9 protein-coding genes are annotated in these 13,945 nt (G+C 47.1%); 2 read left to right on the top strand and 7 right to left on the bottom strand.

Features of this window, described 5'->3' with window-relative positions; translation table 11 throughout:
- Window positions 1–259: 259 nt before the first annotated feature.
- From QUA10_RS14130 to QUA10_RS14100, 7 genes are all read right to left on the bottom strand, one after another.
- Window positions 260–4,474, bottom strand: coding sequence for a chemotaxis protein CheB (locus QUA10_RS14130; RefSeq protein WP_333080400.1), 4,215 nt, complete (start codon window positions 4,472–4,474; stop codon window positions 260–262).
- Between the two features lie 233 nt (window positions 4,475–4,707).
- On the bottom strand, window positions 4,708–6,117 hold the full coding sequence (locus tag QUA10_RS14125; RefSeq protein WP_333080402.1) for an adenylate/guanylate cyclase domain-containing protein: 1,410 nt from the start codon (window positions 6,115–6,117) through the stop codon (window positions 4,708–4,710).
- Window positions 6,118–6,477: 360 nt separating this feature from the next.
- Entirely contained in the window at window positions 6,478–7,572 is a 1,095-nt protein-coding gene (locus QUA10_RS14120; RefSeq protein WP_333080403.1) for a 30S ribosomal protein S1, read from the bottom strand.
- 639 nt (window positions 7,573–8,211) lie between these two features.
- Window positions 8,212–8,769 carry a transcriptional regulator NrdR gene (gene nrdR, locus QUA10_RS14115; RefSeq protein ID WP_333080404.1) on the bottom strand — a complete coding sequence of 186 codons (558 nt, stop codon included), beginning with the start codon at window positions 8,767–8,769 and terminating at the stop codon, window positions 8,212–8,214.
- Window positions 8,770–8,964: 195 nt separating this feature from the next.
- Complete coding sequence (locus tag QUA10_RS14110; RefSeq protein ID WP_006635641.1) at window positions 8,965–9,060, bottom strand: photosystem II reaction center protein T; 96 nt, start codon at window positions 9,058–9,060, stop codon at window positions 8,965–8,967.
- A gap of 143 nt (window positions 9,061–9,203) precedes the next feature.
- Complete coding sequence (psbB, locus tag QUA10_RS14105) at window positions 9,204–10,733, bottom strand: photosystem II chlorophyll-binding protein CP47 (RefSeq protein WP_333080405.1); 1,530 nt, start codon at window positions 10,731–10,733, stop codon at window positions 9,204–9,206.
- Between the two features lie 199 nt (window positions 10,734–10,932).
- The gene (locus tag QUA10_RS14100; protein WP_333037185.1) at window positions 10,933–11,262 is read right to left on the bottom strand and encodes a hypothetical protein; all 330 of its coding nucleotides are present in this window, start codon (window positions 11,260–11,262) and stop codon (window positions 10,933–10,935) included.
- Between the two features lie 216 nt (window positions 11,263–11,478).
- Here QUA10_RS14100 and QUA10_RS14095 point away from each other — a divergent pair, with 216 nt between their 5' ends.
- Window positions 11,479–11,799, top strand: coding sequence for a transcriptional regulator (locus tag QUA10_RS14095; RefSeq protein ID WP_333080406.1), 321 nt, complete (start codon window positions 11,479–11,481; stop codon window positions 11,797–11,799).
- 109 nt (window positions 11,800–11,908) lie between these two features.
- On the top strand, window positions 11,909–13,825 hold the full coding sequence (mnmG, locus tag QUA10_RS14090) for a tRNA uridine-5-carboxymethylaminomethyl(34) synthesis enzyme MnmG (RefSeq protein ID WP_333080408.1): 1,917 nt from the start codon (window positions 11,909–11,911) through the stop codon (window positions 13,823–13,825).
- The last annotated feature ends 120 nt before the right edge of the window (window positions 13,826–13,945 follow it).

Raw genomic sequence — 13,945 nt, 5'->3', positions numbered from 1 at the left:
TCTCGGCTCGATCCCCCCTAGCCCCCCTTAATAAGGGGGGGACAAGATTCCGCTCAAATTCCCCCAACAATCAGGGGGATGCGAGGGGGATCGAGATATGTGCAACTTCACATTAAATTGGTATTAACGCAAGCGTATTTGGTCATCATCCTCCTAATCTCGATCCGGAGATCCCCCCTAACCCCCCTTCTTAAGGGGGGGACAAGAGTTTAACTGCCTCATCTAATCTCAAACATCGTAAATCAAAACTCCACAATATTTAAAATCGTCCTACTAAATTAGCCACCATTAATCCTAGTACAACCGGCTGGATTGGCTTAACCATATGCCTTTGAAAACCAGCTTCGATCGCCCTTTCGCGTTCTTGATCGCTCGCATAGGCAGTCAGCGCCGCGGCTGGGATTTCTCCTCCGGCTTCCGCAGCAAGAGCTCGCACTTCTCGAATTAAGAAATACCCATCTTCCTCTGGCATTCCGATATCGGAGATTAGCACGTCATATCTGCCCGGATTTTCCGTCAAAGCAGCGATCGCACTTCTGGCAGATGCAACTGTCAAAACCTCAGCCCCGTAGCCTTCCAGCACAAATTGTAAGAAGTCGCGCGTATCGATCTGATCATCTACGGCTAAAATGTGCAAGCCTTCTAGAGAGGGGACGCGATCGCTAGAGGCGTTTAAAGGCCCTAGCAAAGCAGTGGAGTTTAAATCGATCGCCGATGTCAATTCTGGAGGCAGCGATCGCAACGGCAATCTCAGAGTCATTGTAGTTCCTTGTTCCTCACCCAGACTTTCGGCTTGCACAGTTCCTCCGTGCAATTCAACCAGGTGACGCACGATCGACAAACCCAATCCCAGCCCTTGATTCGCTTTAGTGCTGCTGGCATCGCCTTGATGGAAACGATCGAAAATATACGGCAAAAATTCTGCCCCAATTCCTTTTCCCGTATCGCTGACTCGAAGTTGAGCATGATTCTCGATCGCCGAGAGCGTGATTTCCACTCGTCCCCCCGCCGGAGTAAACTTAATCGCATTAGACAGAAGATTCCACACAACTTGCTGCAAGCGATTGATATCCCCTAAAACAGTCGTAGAAATCAACTGCGAAACAATTTGAATGTTTTTTGCTTCGGCTGATAATTGAACCCCCTCCAGCGCGGCTTGCACCACTAACCGCAGATCGATCGGACAAATGCACAATTTAAGCTTGCCACTGGTAATCCGGGAAATATCCAGGATATCTTCGATTAACTGAGATTGCGCCCTCGCGCTGCGCTCGATTACCTCTAGAGCCTTAGTAACGGCTGCTTCCTTCAGTTTCCCGGAACGCAGAATTTGTGACCAGCCCAGGATCGGAGTCAAAGGATTGCGTAATTCGTGGGAGAGATTCGCCAGAAATTGATCTTTACTACGGTTGGCTGTTTCTGCCTGTTGGCGGGCCAACTGTTCCTGCAGTAATAACTGCGATCGTACTGCCTCAAACTGCTTGCGCTCGGTGATATCCTCGATCGACAACAAAATCATTAAAGCTTGGTCTTCTCGTTGAAGTTTACAAGCATTCAGCAGCATAGTTTTCTGCCCGATCTGCTCAAACAGGTGATTCCACTCAAAGTTTTCAAGCTGAACATCACTAACCAGAATATCTTCCAATATCCATCGCACTTGGGGGATATTCCACTGCCCGTTGCCTAGCTCAAACAGCGAAGATTTTGCTGTTTCTGACGGTGAAACCTGAAACATTTCATAGAACGAGCGATTTGCTTTATTCACTCGGAAATCAGCATCTAGGACGACTAAGGGCGTTTGCACAGTTTCCACAATGGTTTCAGCATAATTTCGGGCCTCCTCCAAGGTTCTGACACTGCGTTTAAGAGCATCAATATCCAGCAAAACCATGACCACACCGTCAATCTGGTTTTCCGTTGTCCGGTAAGGACGAATGCGGAGGTTATACCAATATCCCGATAAAGTTTGAACTTCTTGTTCTTTCGTCTGGAGAGTATCAATCACCTCCAAAATCATCTGTTCCAAACCAGGAACGTTTAGAGTTGAGCGGATGTCGCTAAAAGGTCGTCCAACATCTGTGGGAATCACACTAAAAATTTGCTGTGCCGTTGGCGTAAAACGTCGAATCTGTAAATCGTTGGTCAGCATTAAGATAGGGATATTGATACTGGAAAGCAAATTTATTAGATCGTTATTGACCAGGCTTTGTTCAATATTTCGGCTGCGAAGTTCATCGTTAGTGGTAGTGAGTTCCTCGTTAGTGGCTTGAATCTCTTCTTTGGCAGTTTCTAACTCCTCATTGGTGCTTTGTAACTCCTCGTTGCTCGATAGGATTTCTTCGTTCGCAACTTTGAGGTCTTGGTTGAGACTTTCCTGATCCTGGATCACTGCTTGCAGTTGGGCTTGAGCCGCATTCTTTTGTTGGTTAGCGGCTGCAAGTTGCTGCCTCAGCAGCTCAATTTGAGGATATAGATCAGCTTGATCTAAGCTTTCAGAAGTAAGGATGCTGAGGTTAAACACCGTGGGTGAAGGCTCTTCAAATACCACCAAAAAGTAGCATCCTTCGACTGCCTGTGGCCGGAAGGGAATCACCTCAAAATTGACGATACTCGATCGTCCGCCCGATTCAAGCAATACCCCTTCTTTCCTAATGGTTACGTTCTGAGTTTGTGCCTGATAAATCGCGGTGCGAAGCTCAACCAGCAAGCCTGCCCTTGCCATTGTCAGCAAGTTTAAGTCGGGCGTTCCGGCTACCACTCTCAAGTAAGGATCGATGTCTCCCCGCACTTGCAAGATTTTCATCTGCTCGTTGACTACCACACTGGCTGGGGCATATCGATTTAAAATCAGTTGGTCAGTTTCTTGTTGTAAATCAAAGCTATTCGTAAAATTGTCCTTCACTTCCTGCCGTTCACGTGCTTTAGCTACGGGATAGGAACTCGGCGTAAACGAAAAATTGGGACGAGTCGCAGTCAACTTTTTGGCATAAATTTTAGACTTTTTATCCACTGAAGTAAACAAGTAGGAAAATTCTCCGGTGCTCTCAGAAGTGCCTAACAGGAGAAAGCCCGTTGGCTTAAGACTGTAATGGAAAATCGGCATCACTTTCTTTTGCAATGACTCTCCCAAGTAGATCAGCACATTGCGACAGCTAACTAAATCGAGATTGGAAAAAGGCGGATCGCTGCCTAAGTCTTGTCGGGCAAATATACAGAGTTCGCGGACTGCCTTGCTGATTCTATAGCTACCTTCCTCTTGGGCAATAAAGAAGCGAGTACGTCGCTCTGGTGAAACATCTACCATCTGGTTTTCTGAGTAGACGCCAGACCTCGCTTTGCCAATTGCCTGTTCGCCAATGTCCGTGGCAAAAATCTGGATCGGTGGCTGGATAGCTCGATCGCCCAAAAACTCTAACAAGCAAATGGCGATCGAATAAACTTCTTCACCTGTCGAACATCCCGCCACCCAAACCCGAATCGGAGTTTCGGCCGATTTATTTTGGGTAATCGTGGGGAAAACCAGCTCTCTTAACTTTTCAAAGGCTTCGGGATCGCGGAAGAAACTGGTAACGTGGATCAAGATTTCTTCATACAAAGCTTTGACTTCAGCCGAATTGTGTCGAAGATATTGGGCGTAATCCTCTAAGCTATCGAGCTTGTACAACACGATCCGTCGCTGGATGCGTCGAGCGATCGTCGTGGGTTTGTAGTGGCTGAAATCTACGCCTGTGGCCGATTTTAGCAGCGCAAAAATACTTGCCAGGGCATCTCCTTCTTCGGGCGATTCCTCAACTTTTCTCAGGTGAAGCGAACCGGTGAGAAGGGGATTGCGACTATAGTTTGCCAATTCCTCGGCAATTTTTTCCGGTGGCAGAACGAAATCGACATTGCCTGTGGCAACAGCGGTAATCGGCATACTATCGAATTTTGCCGTGTCTTGACATTGAGCAAAAGTCATGCCTCCGGCTGCTTTGATGGCGTTGAGCCCGAGTGAACCGTCTCCGTCTCCCCCGGATAAAACTACGGCGATTGCTTTGTGTCCGCGATCGACTGCCAATGAGGTAAAAAACGCATCTCCCGGCATATATTTGCCATAAATCTTTTCGCGGGGTGATAGTTTCAGCGCGCCGTTAGATACCACCATCTTGGTGTTGGGCGGAATAACGTAGACTTGATTTGGCTCTACAGCTATGCCGTCTTTTACCTCATTAACAGGCATTTGCGTCGTTCTCGCGAGAATCTCGCTCAGCAGACTTTTGTGATCGGGGGCTAAATGCTGAATCAGCACAAACGCCATACCCGTATCGCTCGGTAAATGGCTCAGTAACTGCGTGAATGCTTCCAACCCTCCTGCTGAGGCAGCAATCCCAACAATGGGAAAGGGGGCATCGGTTTTTGCTGATTGTTCGATGTCGAGGGCGGGTGGTGCGATCGATTCGGGTGTATTTTCTGGAGATAATTGAGGAGAAGTCATGATGTGAAGTCCTCGACTTCAGTTATTGAGCCGCCAACATATCTGGTAAGCGTGCGGCTGATTAATTCAGACTATTTTTATTAGAGCTTAGGTTGCCATTATAACGGCAGTCGCTTCAGGATAAGCTAAACTGTTGCAGCCATGCTCTGAGGGCGATCGAAGAACTCTATCTGCTGTCGGGACGATCGCACCGAGAGGCTGGCAATAACTAAGTAGTATATCTGCTGACCTACTTAGCTTTTTTCAGCGACCTGTGTAGCAGAAAGTGCGATTACTGATTCCGTATTAATTCTAGCAGTATAAGTGACTTGTGCGCCTTGTATGCCCTTTAAATCTTCAACTCGTTTGTGAATTTCCGACACTCCAGCAGCTTTCAATGCTGTCAAAAATGCTTGGTCGCTGTAAACATCTTCGGAAAACGAAACTTCGTCACTTTTAGAAAGATTTTGAATCCGGGCAGCTTTGTTGACTGTGGAACCAAAATAGTCGATCGAATTATTGAGATTTACGAGCAAAGCCGTACCTCGGTGAATACCAATTCTGACTTGAATCCACTCTGCTTGTTGGCGATTTGAATTGTACTTTCTGAAACTAGCCACAGCATCGGTGGCTGTCATAATTGCTTGTTCGTTGCTGATAAAAGAAGCCATGACGGCATCGCCGATGGTTTTAATTACTTTTCCGCCAAATTTCTCGATCGACTCAAAGAAAATTTCAAAATGGTCGCGCACAATATTGTAAGCTTTTGTATCTCCCAGTGTTTCGTACATTCTGGTAGAACCAGTAATATCGGTAAACATAATAGTAATCGCCCGAATCTTGACTCGCTCTCTTTCCGATATTACTTGATCGCCAAACAAACGCTTATAATCCGGGTGATGAAGCAGTTGCATTCCTGACAGCCGCAGGGGCAGTTGTTCTAATGTCAGTTCATCGGGCAATTCATCTGAATGCAAAATCAGCCCCGACAAATTGTGTTCGGTATTAGTTAATTCGAGCTTAACTTTTCCGGGACGCACGGCCAGCTCTTTTTTATCGAAATCTGGGCCGGCCAACTGCTGGAGTTTAATTTCTTGTATCTCTTCTGTTTCTTCGCCTTCAACCTTTAAAATCCCTTTAGCTAAAGTCAGGGGACAGCAGTAGCGATATCGACCGTTTTCTAAGGTGACAATCTCCGATTGGGTGCAGTATAAAGGCGTTACCAGTTGCAGTTTGCTCTGGAGTACGGGAGGGGGAGCGCATACGGGCCGCAGTTGCGGGTCTTCGATTTCTTTGTTGAGGGAAAAAGTAACTTCGACGCGATCGAGCAAATCAATTTTAAACTCGCGATCGCACATCTGGCAAAAAGACATTTCTGATGTGTCTGCCAAGTCCTTAAATTCTTCTGTAATCATGTTGCAGTGGGGACAGTGAATATCCCAGTGCAAGTCGAAAGCACCGGCTTTCACTCCGTGCAGAAATTCGGAAGTAATTTTTTTAACATTCTTGACTGTATCGCCTGCTACGTAGTAAGGATTAATTCTCAATCTCTGCAAAATGTGGGAACTTGTTAACCAGTTTTCGATTTGGTCGATCGTTCCTTTGCTCGCATTGGGACGTTTTTTGAGCTGTTCTAATTTTTCTTTTAATAGTTCAATGTTCATGATCCGCTTGCCTATGAGCGTCAGGGCAAGAAATTTCTAAGTATTATTTTGTGTAATTTGCTTGTCTCGTTGGTTCTTGCCTGAGAATGCTGATGAGTTCGCACTTGTGCGGATGTCCCTGATGTTTATAAATCTTAACAAATTAGCAGCATAAAGGCTATGCCTATTTAGGCAGAGCGATCTGCAACTTGTATTAATTCAAAGTGCGATCGCTGCATCGATCTACAGAAATATCTTATATTTCGGTAATTAATAATGAGGAATCGTCAACCAGCCAGCAGCGACTAATGACTAATAACTAATGACTAAATCAAAAAAAAAGAGGGAATTTTCCCTCTTTTAATTACACTAACTGCGATATTATTCTTCCGTCGCCGGAGGGATTTCTTCCTCTACATCTAATACTGCTTCCGGTGCTGCTTCCGGTGCTGCTGCTTCCGGTGCTACATCTTCTGGCAGATCTTCTTCCATTGCTGAGGGCACGTCTTCGAGTTCGTCGGAGATATCATCAGCATCGATGGAATCTACAGGAATGTCGATGCCTGCTTTAGCTTGCTTTTGAGCCAGCATTTTCTCGCGGAACTTAGCTGCCATTTCCTCAGCTTTTTCGTACACCAATTCGCGATTTTTGACCATCGCGCCCGGTTCCGGTTCCAACTGCTTGGTGGAGAGAGAAATCCGGCCCCTCTCGGCATCCAAGTCAATGATCATCACTTTCACTTCGTCGTTGACATTGAAAACGCTATGAGGCGTATCGATGTGATCGTGTGAAATTTCCGAGATGTGCAACAAGCCGCTGACGCCGCCGATGTCGATAAAGGCACCGTAAGGCTTGATACCGCGTACTGTACCGATGACGACTTCCCCGACTTCGAGGCGGTTCATCTTGCGCTCAACTAAGGCGCGACGATGACTCAACACTAGGCGGTTGCGGTCTTCGTCTACCTCTAAGAATTTTAATGGTAATTCTTCGGCGACTAATTCTTCCTTCGGTTTGCGGGTACTGATGTGAGAACCGGGAATAAAGCCTCGCAAGCCTTCTATTCTCACGAGTGCGCCGCCGCGGTTGGTGGCAAATACTTGCGATCGTACTGTGGCATCTTCTGCTTGCAGTTGTCGCACTCTTTCCCACGCCCGCATATACTCGATGCGCCGGATGGACAGGGTTAATTGTCCGTCTTCATTTTCATCGGTTAGAATGAAAAATTCTCTGGTTTCGTTCGATTGCAATACCTCTTCAGGGCTTTCCACTCGATTGATGGACATTTCCTGAATGGGAATGTACGCTGCTGTTTTAGCACCGATATCAATCAGAGCGCCCCTGGGTTCTATACTAAAAACTGTACCCGCTACTACATCGCCCGGGCTAAAGTGATAGTCATATTTATCAAGTAGGGCTGCAAAATCTTCGTGAGTAAAGCCGATGTCTTTGACTGTGGTTTTGAGATTGACCATGCGAATAGTTTCCTAGGATTTCTCTCCTTCATGTTTTTCGTTTGTGCCGGCAGATATTAGAGATTTTGGTGAAAAAGCGATTAACTTTTTTCAAAATCTTTTACTAAAGTCAGTTTTCGCTAACTTTTGCCGGGTGCAACTGCACACCAGCGCTTGCCATTACTGTTACTCCATACTCTGTGTTAAAACGTTGCATCTTAACATTCCGAGTCAAGTAGACTATTTTGACACTCTCAGGTATAAATAAACTGAGATTCTTCATTCAACGAGCCGACTTGCTGGCGACAGGATTACTCCAGTCTAAGTAGAGGTCGGTTTCTCCAGAAGCGTAAATTTCGGTATGCCCTACCGTATTTAATTAGTCACCGATCTTTAGTTAGGTTTTGTTCAAATGCGAGCTTTCCTAAACTGCAACACCGTTAGGTGTGACTACGCACTCAACTAATCCAGTTAAGTTTTTACGTTGTCTAGTTATACTCTATTTTAGACCGATGACGATCATATCACACCCAGCACTCTTACTGAGAAAAAAGAACACTCGCTTGAATGAGAGTCCCTTGAGTCGCTATTCCTCCCGGCCTTCCTCGCGACACGGTTTTCAATCTCCCAGAATATTTCGATAAATTAATTTAAGCGAGCTTAGCTGGGAGTAGCGCAGGATGCTGGGCTTTCTCGATCAACTGCTTCGGAATCCGGCAAATCTGCGTCAAAATTTGTCTCCGTTTCTGTATCTTCAGCTTCGTTGAGGGGATTCTGAAGGTGATTTAGGGTATCTACAAAATCTCGGATGCCTCGAAATTGGCGATATACGGAGGCAAAACGGACATAAGCGACTTCGCTGAGCGGCCGCAGGTGCAACAGCACCAGTTCCCCTATTTCTGAACTGGCGATTTCTCGGAGCGATCGACCTTGGAGTTGGGCCTCAATTTCTTCTGCCAGAGTTTCGAGATGCCCCGAAGACAAACCGGTTTTTTCGCAGGCCCGAATCAATCCCCTAACTAATTTTGACCTGTCAAAAGATTCGCGCTTGCCGTCCCGCTTGATCACCGTAATCGGCACAAATTCTATGCGTTCGTAAGTTGTGAAGCGGTGCTGGCAGTTCAAACACTCACGCCGCCGACGGATGCTTTGACCTGATTCGGCTGAACGCGATTCTAAAACGCGACTATTTGTGTGTTGGCAGGAGGAACAGCGCATGATTGCTGATTTTAAAAGGCATTGCCAGCAAATTGCCATTCATCTAACCGCCTGGGGTCTGATGAATGGCTGGACTAGAAAAAATCACTTAGCACACAGCGGTGAAATAGTCCCGCACCAAATTAGATCACTATGATGCGGGCTAACCGCAGTCCGGTTCAAGATATTTTGGACTTGCTGGAGGCGTATAGCTAATTATTTGCCAATCCGGGGAGGTTCCCGAAAGGCGATCGCAAAAAATAGTACGCCTATGGCTAAAGCCAGAATCAAAATGTAAGCAACGCTTTCCATGTTAAATTTTCCCTATCTTCCCTTGCCGTATTATCTTATCTTAATTGTTGGTTTTATTATTAACTAAAAAAACCCGGTTTCTTGAAGAAACCGGGTTTTTTTACACCGGGGATGTTTCCCGGCTAGCCAGAGGCTGGCGAAATTTAGAGAGGTTCTTCTCTTCTGGTGGTCACGTCGCCCAGTTTTTGGAACAGGCCCCACTCGACTTGTTCTTCCAAGTCAGCCTCAACTCCAGCAAACACGTCGCGGAAAATAGTCCGAGAACCGTGCCAGATATGGCCGAAGAAGAACAGCAAAGCAAAGCAAACGTGTCCGAAAGTGAACCAACCGCGAGTCGAAGTGCGGAAAACGCCGTCAGAGTTCAAGGTTTCGCGATCGAATTCAAATACTTCACCCTTTTGAGCAGCGCGAGCAAACTTCTTAACATCTAGAGGATTATTAAAGGTTTGACCGTTAAGTTCGCCGCCGTAGAAGCTGACGGTAACTCCGCTTTGTTCAAAGCTGTATTTTGATTCAGCACGGCGGAAGGGGATGTCAGCGCGAACGACCCCATCTTTGTCTGTCAAAATTACTGGGAAAGTTTCAAAGAAGTTGGGGAGGCGGCGAACCGACAATACCCGACCTTCGCTGTCAGTAAATACTGGATGGCCCAGCCAGCTTTTCGCAATACCGTCGCCATTGACCATCGCGCCGGCCCGGAACAAACCGCCTTTAGCAGGAGAGTTGCCCACGTAGTCGTAGAAAGCCAATTTTTCAGGAATTTGTTCGTAAGCTTCTTGGAAGCCTTGACCACCGGCCAAGCTAGCTTGAGCTCTGCGATCGATTTCTTGTTGGAAATAGCCACTGTCCCACTGATAGCGAGTCGGGCCAAAAAGTTCGATCGGAGTCGCAGCAGAACCGTACCACATCGTACCCGCAACCACAAAGGCTGCGAAGAACACGGCAGCGATACTGCTAGAAAGTACAGTTTCGATATTCCCCATCCGCAGGGCTTTGTAAAGACGTTCCGGCGGCCGCACTGTCAAGTGGAACAAACCGGCAATTACGCCAACTACGCCCGCTGCAATGTGGTGAGCCACGATGCCGCCCGGATTATACGGGTCAAAGCCTTCAGGGCCCCAAGCAGGTGCCACTGGCTGGACGTGACCGGTCAGGCCGTAGGGGTCGGAAACCCACATTCCCGGGCCAAAAAGTCCCGAAAGGTGAAATGCGCCGAAGCCGAAGCAAAGCAAGCCGGAGAGGAACAGGTGAATGCCAAACATTTTTGGCAAGTCAAGGGCTGGTTCACCGGTGCGAGGGTCTCTGAAAAGTTCTAAGTCCCAAAATACCCAGTGCCAAACTGCTGCTAAGAACAGCAGGCCCGATAGAACGATGTGAGCGACGGCGACGCCTTCAAAGGACCAGAAGCCCGGATCGACGTTACCTTCGCCAGTGATGCTCCAACCGCCCCAAGAACCCGTAACTCCCAAGCGAGTCATGAAGGGCAACACGAACATCCCTTGACGCCACATTGGGTTGAGAACTGGGTCTGTGGGATCAAAAACTGCTAGTTCATAAAGGGCCATTGAGCCGGCCCAACCTGCCACGAGGGCAGTGTGCATTAAGTGTACAGAAATCAATCGGCCTGGGTCATTTAAGACGACTGTGTGTACGCGATACCAGGGTAGTCCCATTGACTGCGGTTCTCCAAGGTGTAAGTGATGATGTCTATTTTTACGGAAAAATCAGATTCTGAATCCCCAGCAGTTACCTGTAGGGTTTAAAACTCTGCCTTTTGCCGACTGCCATCTACCTTCAAAGGTGGAGGCATAAAAATGAAAGTTATTTAAAGAAGTGTATCGAGTGTTAGAACCGATTGCAATATGTTGAGGATTACATTAGTTGCGGATTGCCCATTTCGCAGCGGGCCGCGATCGTCCCGAGGCGTTCGAGGACTTGCTCGGCATCGATCAGTCTGGTGAGGGTGACGTTACCGATATTTTTGGCGGGATCGGCGGGATCGGGACGGACTGCTGGTTGGACTTCTACCATGAGTACGGCGTCTTCTACGCGGTAGAGCCACATTTTTTCGTTGCGATCGGAAAGACAGAGGTTGAGCTGTTGGATGTCCGGCGGCCGTCTCCAGGCGGCGTGACTCCACTCGCCACCTACGCCCCAGACGCGCCCAACTTTCCAGCCGTCGGATAAGAAGAAGTATTTCACTTGTGTACGCTTGTTGAGATTTTTTTGTCTAACATAGCGCAAAACTGCCTGATTACGGAATTATTGAACCGCGAAGCCGCGAAGCGTGCATATTAAATATGGTTATTCGATTGACTATTGCCTATAATATGATAGGTAAGGCATAATTTACTCTAATTAAGATAGCAGATAGTACATTTACAGATCATTAGAATAAGTTAATCGAGCAAGAAACAGATGACAATTAGCCTCAAGACTATTATGGAGAATTTGCCTCCCGAACAACGAGCAATAGTCGAAAAGCGATCGATTGAGTTGATGGCTGAAGAAATGACCTTGCAAAACTCAAGAAAAGCAAGGAAATTTACTCAGATTTGCAGGGCAGAATTATTAAAAATGCGTCAAAAAAATGTGTCGCGACTCGAACGCCGTGCGGATTTGTTGGTATCTACTTTGCAAAGTTATATCGCGGCAATGGGTGGGGAGTTGTCATTTGTCGTAGAATTCAAATATCGACCCCCCGTAAAAATTACTGGATTAACATCGATATTTGAATAAAGCAGCTACACTAATGGAGAGGAAGAGTTTTAATTGAGGAAACTAAAACCTAATTTTGCCAGATGTGTATTCTTCAATCTTCAATCTAAAATCTAAAATCTAAAATCGAATGACCGCACAAACACCAGTAGAATTCCAAGACAGTTTCGACATCATCGTCGTAGGTGGCGGACACTCCGGCTGTGAAGCCGCCCTCGCCACTTCTCGCCTCGGCTGTCGCACCCTTCTCCTCACCCTCAACCTCGACAAAATTGCGTGGCAACCTTGCAATCCTGCTGTCGGTGGCCCGGCTAAAACCCAACTCACTAACGAAGTTGATGCGTTAGGCGGGGAAATTGGCAAAATGGCCGATCGCACCTACCTACAAAAACGCATCCTCAACTCTTCGCGAGGCCCCGCAGTGTGGGCGCTGAGGGCACAAACTGACAAGCGGGAATACGCCGCTGTAATGAATAATATTGTCGAAAACCAAGAGCATTTGACCATCCGGGAAGCGATGGTGACAGACTTAGTTTTGGGGAAAAACGAAGAAGTTATCGGAGTAGAAACATACTTCGGCGTCGCTTTTGAATGCAAAGCAGTAATTCTCACCACAGGCACTTTTTTAGGTGGCACGATTTGGGTAGGCAATAAGTCGATGCCCGCCGGACGTGCGGGAGAATTTGCCGCCGTTGGCTTGACGGAAACTCTCAACCGTTTGGGCTTTGAAACTGGCAGATTGAAGACTGGAACTCCGGCAAGAGTTGACAAACGTACTCTCGATTATACCAACCTGGAACCGCAGCCGGGAGATGCAGAAGTTCGCTGGTTTAGTTTCGATCCAGAAGTTTGGATCGAACGCGAACAAATGCCTTGTTATTTGACTCGGACTACGCCTGAAACTCACCAGTTAATTAGAGACAATTTGCACCTTTCTCCAGTCTACGGCGGCTGGGTTGATGCGAAGGGGCCGCGCTATTGTCCGAGTATTGAAGATAAGATTGTGCGGTTTGCGGATAAGGAAAGTCACCAGATTTTTATTGAACCGGAAGGTAGAGATATTCCTGAACTTTATATCCAAGGATTTTCTACTGGTTTACCGGAAAATTTGCAATTGCAAATGCTGCGGACTCTTCCGGGTTTGGAAAAGTGCGAGATGATGCGCCCTGCTTATGCTGTGGAGTACGATTATTTGCCGGCAACTCAGTGCTTTCCAACGCTGATGACTAAGAAGATTGAAGGGCTATTTTGCGCGGGTCAGGTGAACGGTACAACTGGATATGAGGAGGCGGCTGCACAGGGGCTCGTGGCGGGGATTAATGCAGCCAGGTTTGCGAAAAATCAGGAGATGATAGTGTTTCCTCGCGAGCAAAGTTATATCGGCACTTTGATCGATGATTTGTGTACGAAGGATTTGCGGGAACCTTACCGGATGTTGACTTCGCGATCGGAATATCGGCTATTATTGCGATCGGACAATGCTGACCAACGCTTGACGCCGCTGGGACGGGAAATTGGTTTGATTGACGATCGCCGGTGGGAGTTATTTGAGCGGAAAAAAGCTAATATTGTGGCAGAGAAGGAACGCTTGTACTCGACGCGGGTGAAAGAGCACGAGGAAGTTGGCAAGGCAATTTTTGCGGGCACTCAACAAGCGATTAAAGGTTCGATTACTCTTGCTGATTTGTTGCGTCGTCCTGGTTTTCATTATGTGGATTTGGAACGCTACAATTTAGGAAATTCTAGTCTGAAGTTGGCTGAGAAAGAGGGTGCGGAAATTGACATTAAATATTCTGGCTATCTGCAAAAACAGCAAAATCAAATTGATGAAATTGTCAGACATGAACGCCGACAATTGCCTGCGGATTTGGATTACATGGCAATTACAACTCTCTCGAAAGAGTCCCGGGAAAAGTTGGCTAAGGTGAAACCGCTGACGATTGGCCAAGCGGCGAGAATTGGCGGGGTGAATCCGGCTGATGTTAATGCTTTGTTGATTTTTCTGGAAGTGCGAAACCGTCAGCAGCCAGCGGGTGTAGGTAAATAATTTACACTAGAGGTGTCTCAAGGCTTCCTTCAATTTTATGAAATATAGCAATCCTTGCAGGAGTCGTAAACTTTTTACCCCACCCCAACCCTCCCCTTATCAAGGGGAGGGAGTAAGAAA

This window comes from Microcoleus sp. Pol8_D6 (genome assembly GCF_036700965.1).
Lineage (GTDB): Bacteria > Cyanobacteriota > Cyanobacteriia > Cyanobacteriales > Microcoleaceae > Microcoleus.
The sequence above is the reverse complement of the archived record's forward strand: the minus strand, read 5'-3'. Positions and strand labels throughout refer to the sequence as shown.

Bases quoted from the DNA above. Each gene is read 5' to 3' on its own strand.
- QUA10_RS14130 (WP_333080400.1), bottom strand. From the start codon at position 4,474: ATGACTTCTCCTCAATTATCTCCAGAAAATACACCCGAATCGATCGCA.
- QUA10_RS14125 (WP_333080402.1), bottom strand. From the start codon at position 6,117: ATGAACATTGAACTATTAAAAGAAAAATTAGAACAGCTCAAAAAACGT.
- QUA10_RS14120 (WP_333080403.1), bottom strand. From the start codon at position 7,572: ATGGTCAATCTCAAAACCACAGTCAAAGACATCGGCTTTACTCACGAA.
- nrdR (WP_333080404.1), bottom strand. From the start codon at position 8,769: ATGCGCTGTTCCTCCTGCCAACACACAAATAGTCGCGTTTTAGAATCG.
- QUA10_RS14110 (WP_006635641.1), bottom strand. From the start codon at position 9,060: ATGGAAAGCGTTGCTTACATTTTGATTCTGGCTTTAGCCATAGGCGTA.
- psbB (WP_333080405.1), bottom strand. From the start codon at position 10,733: ATGGGACTACCCTGGTATCGCGTACACACAGTCGTCTTAAATGACCCA.
- QUA10_RS14095 (WP_333080406.1), top strand. From the start codon at position 11,479: ATGACAATTAGCCTCAAGACTATTATGGAGAATTTGCCTCCCGAACAA.
- mnmG (WP_333080408.1), top strand. From the start codon at position 11,909: ATGACCGCACAAACACCAGTAGAATTCCAAGACAGTTTCGACATCATC.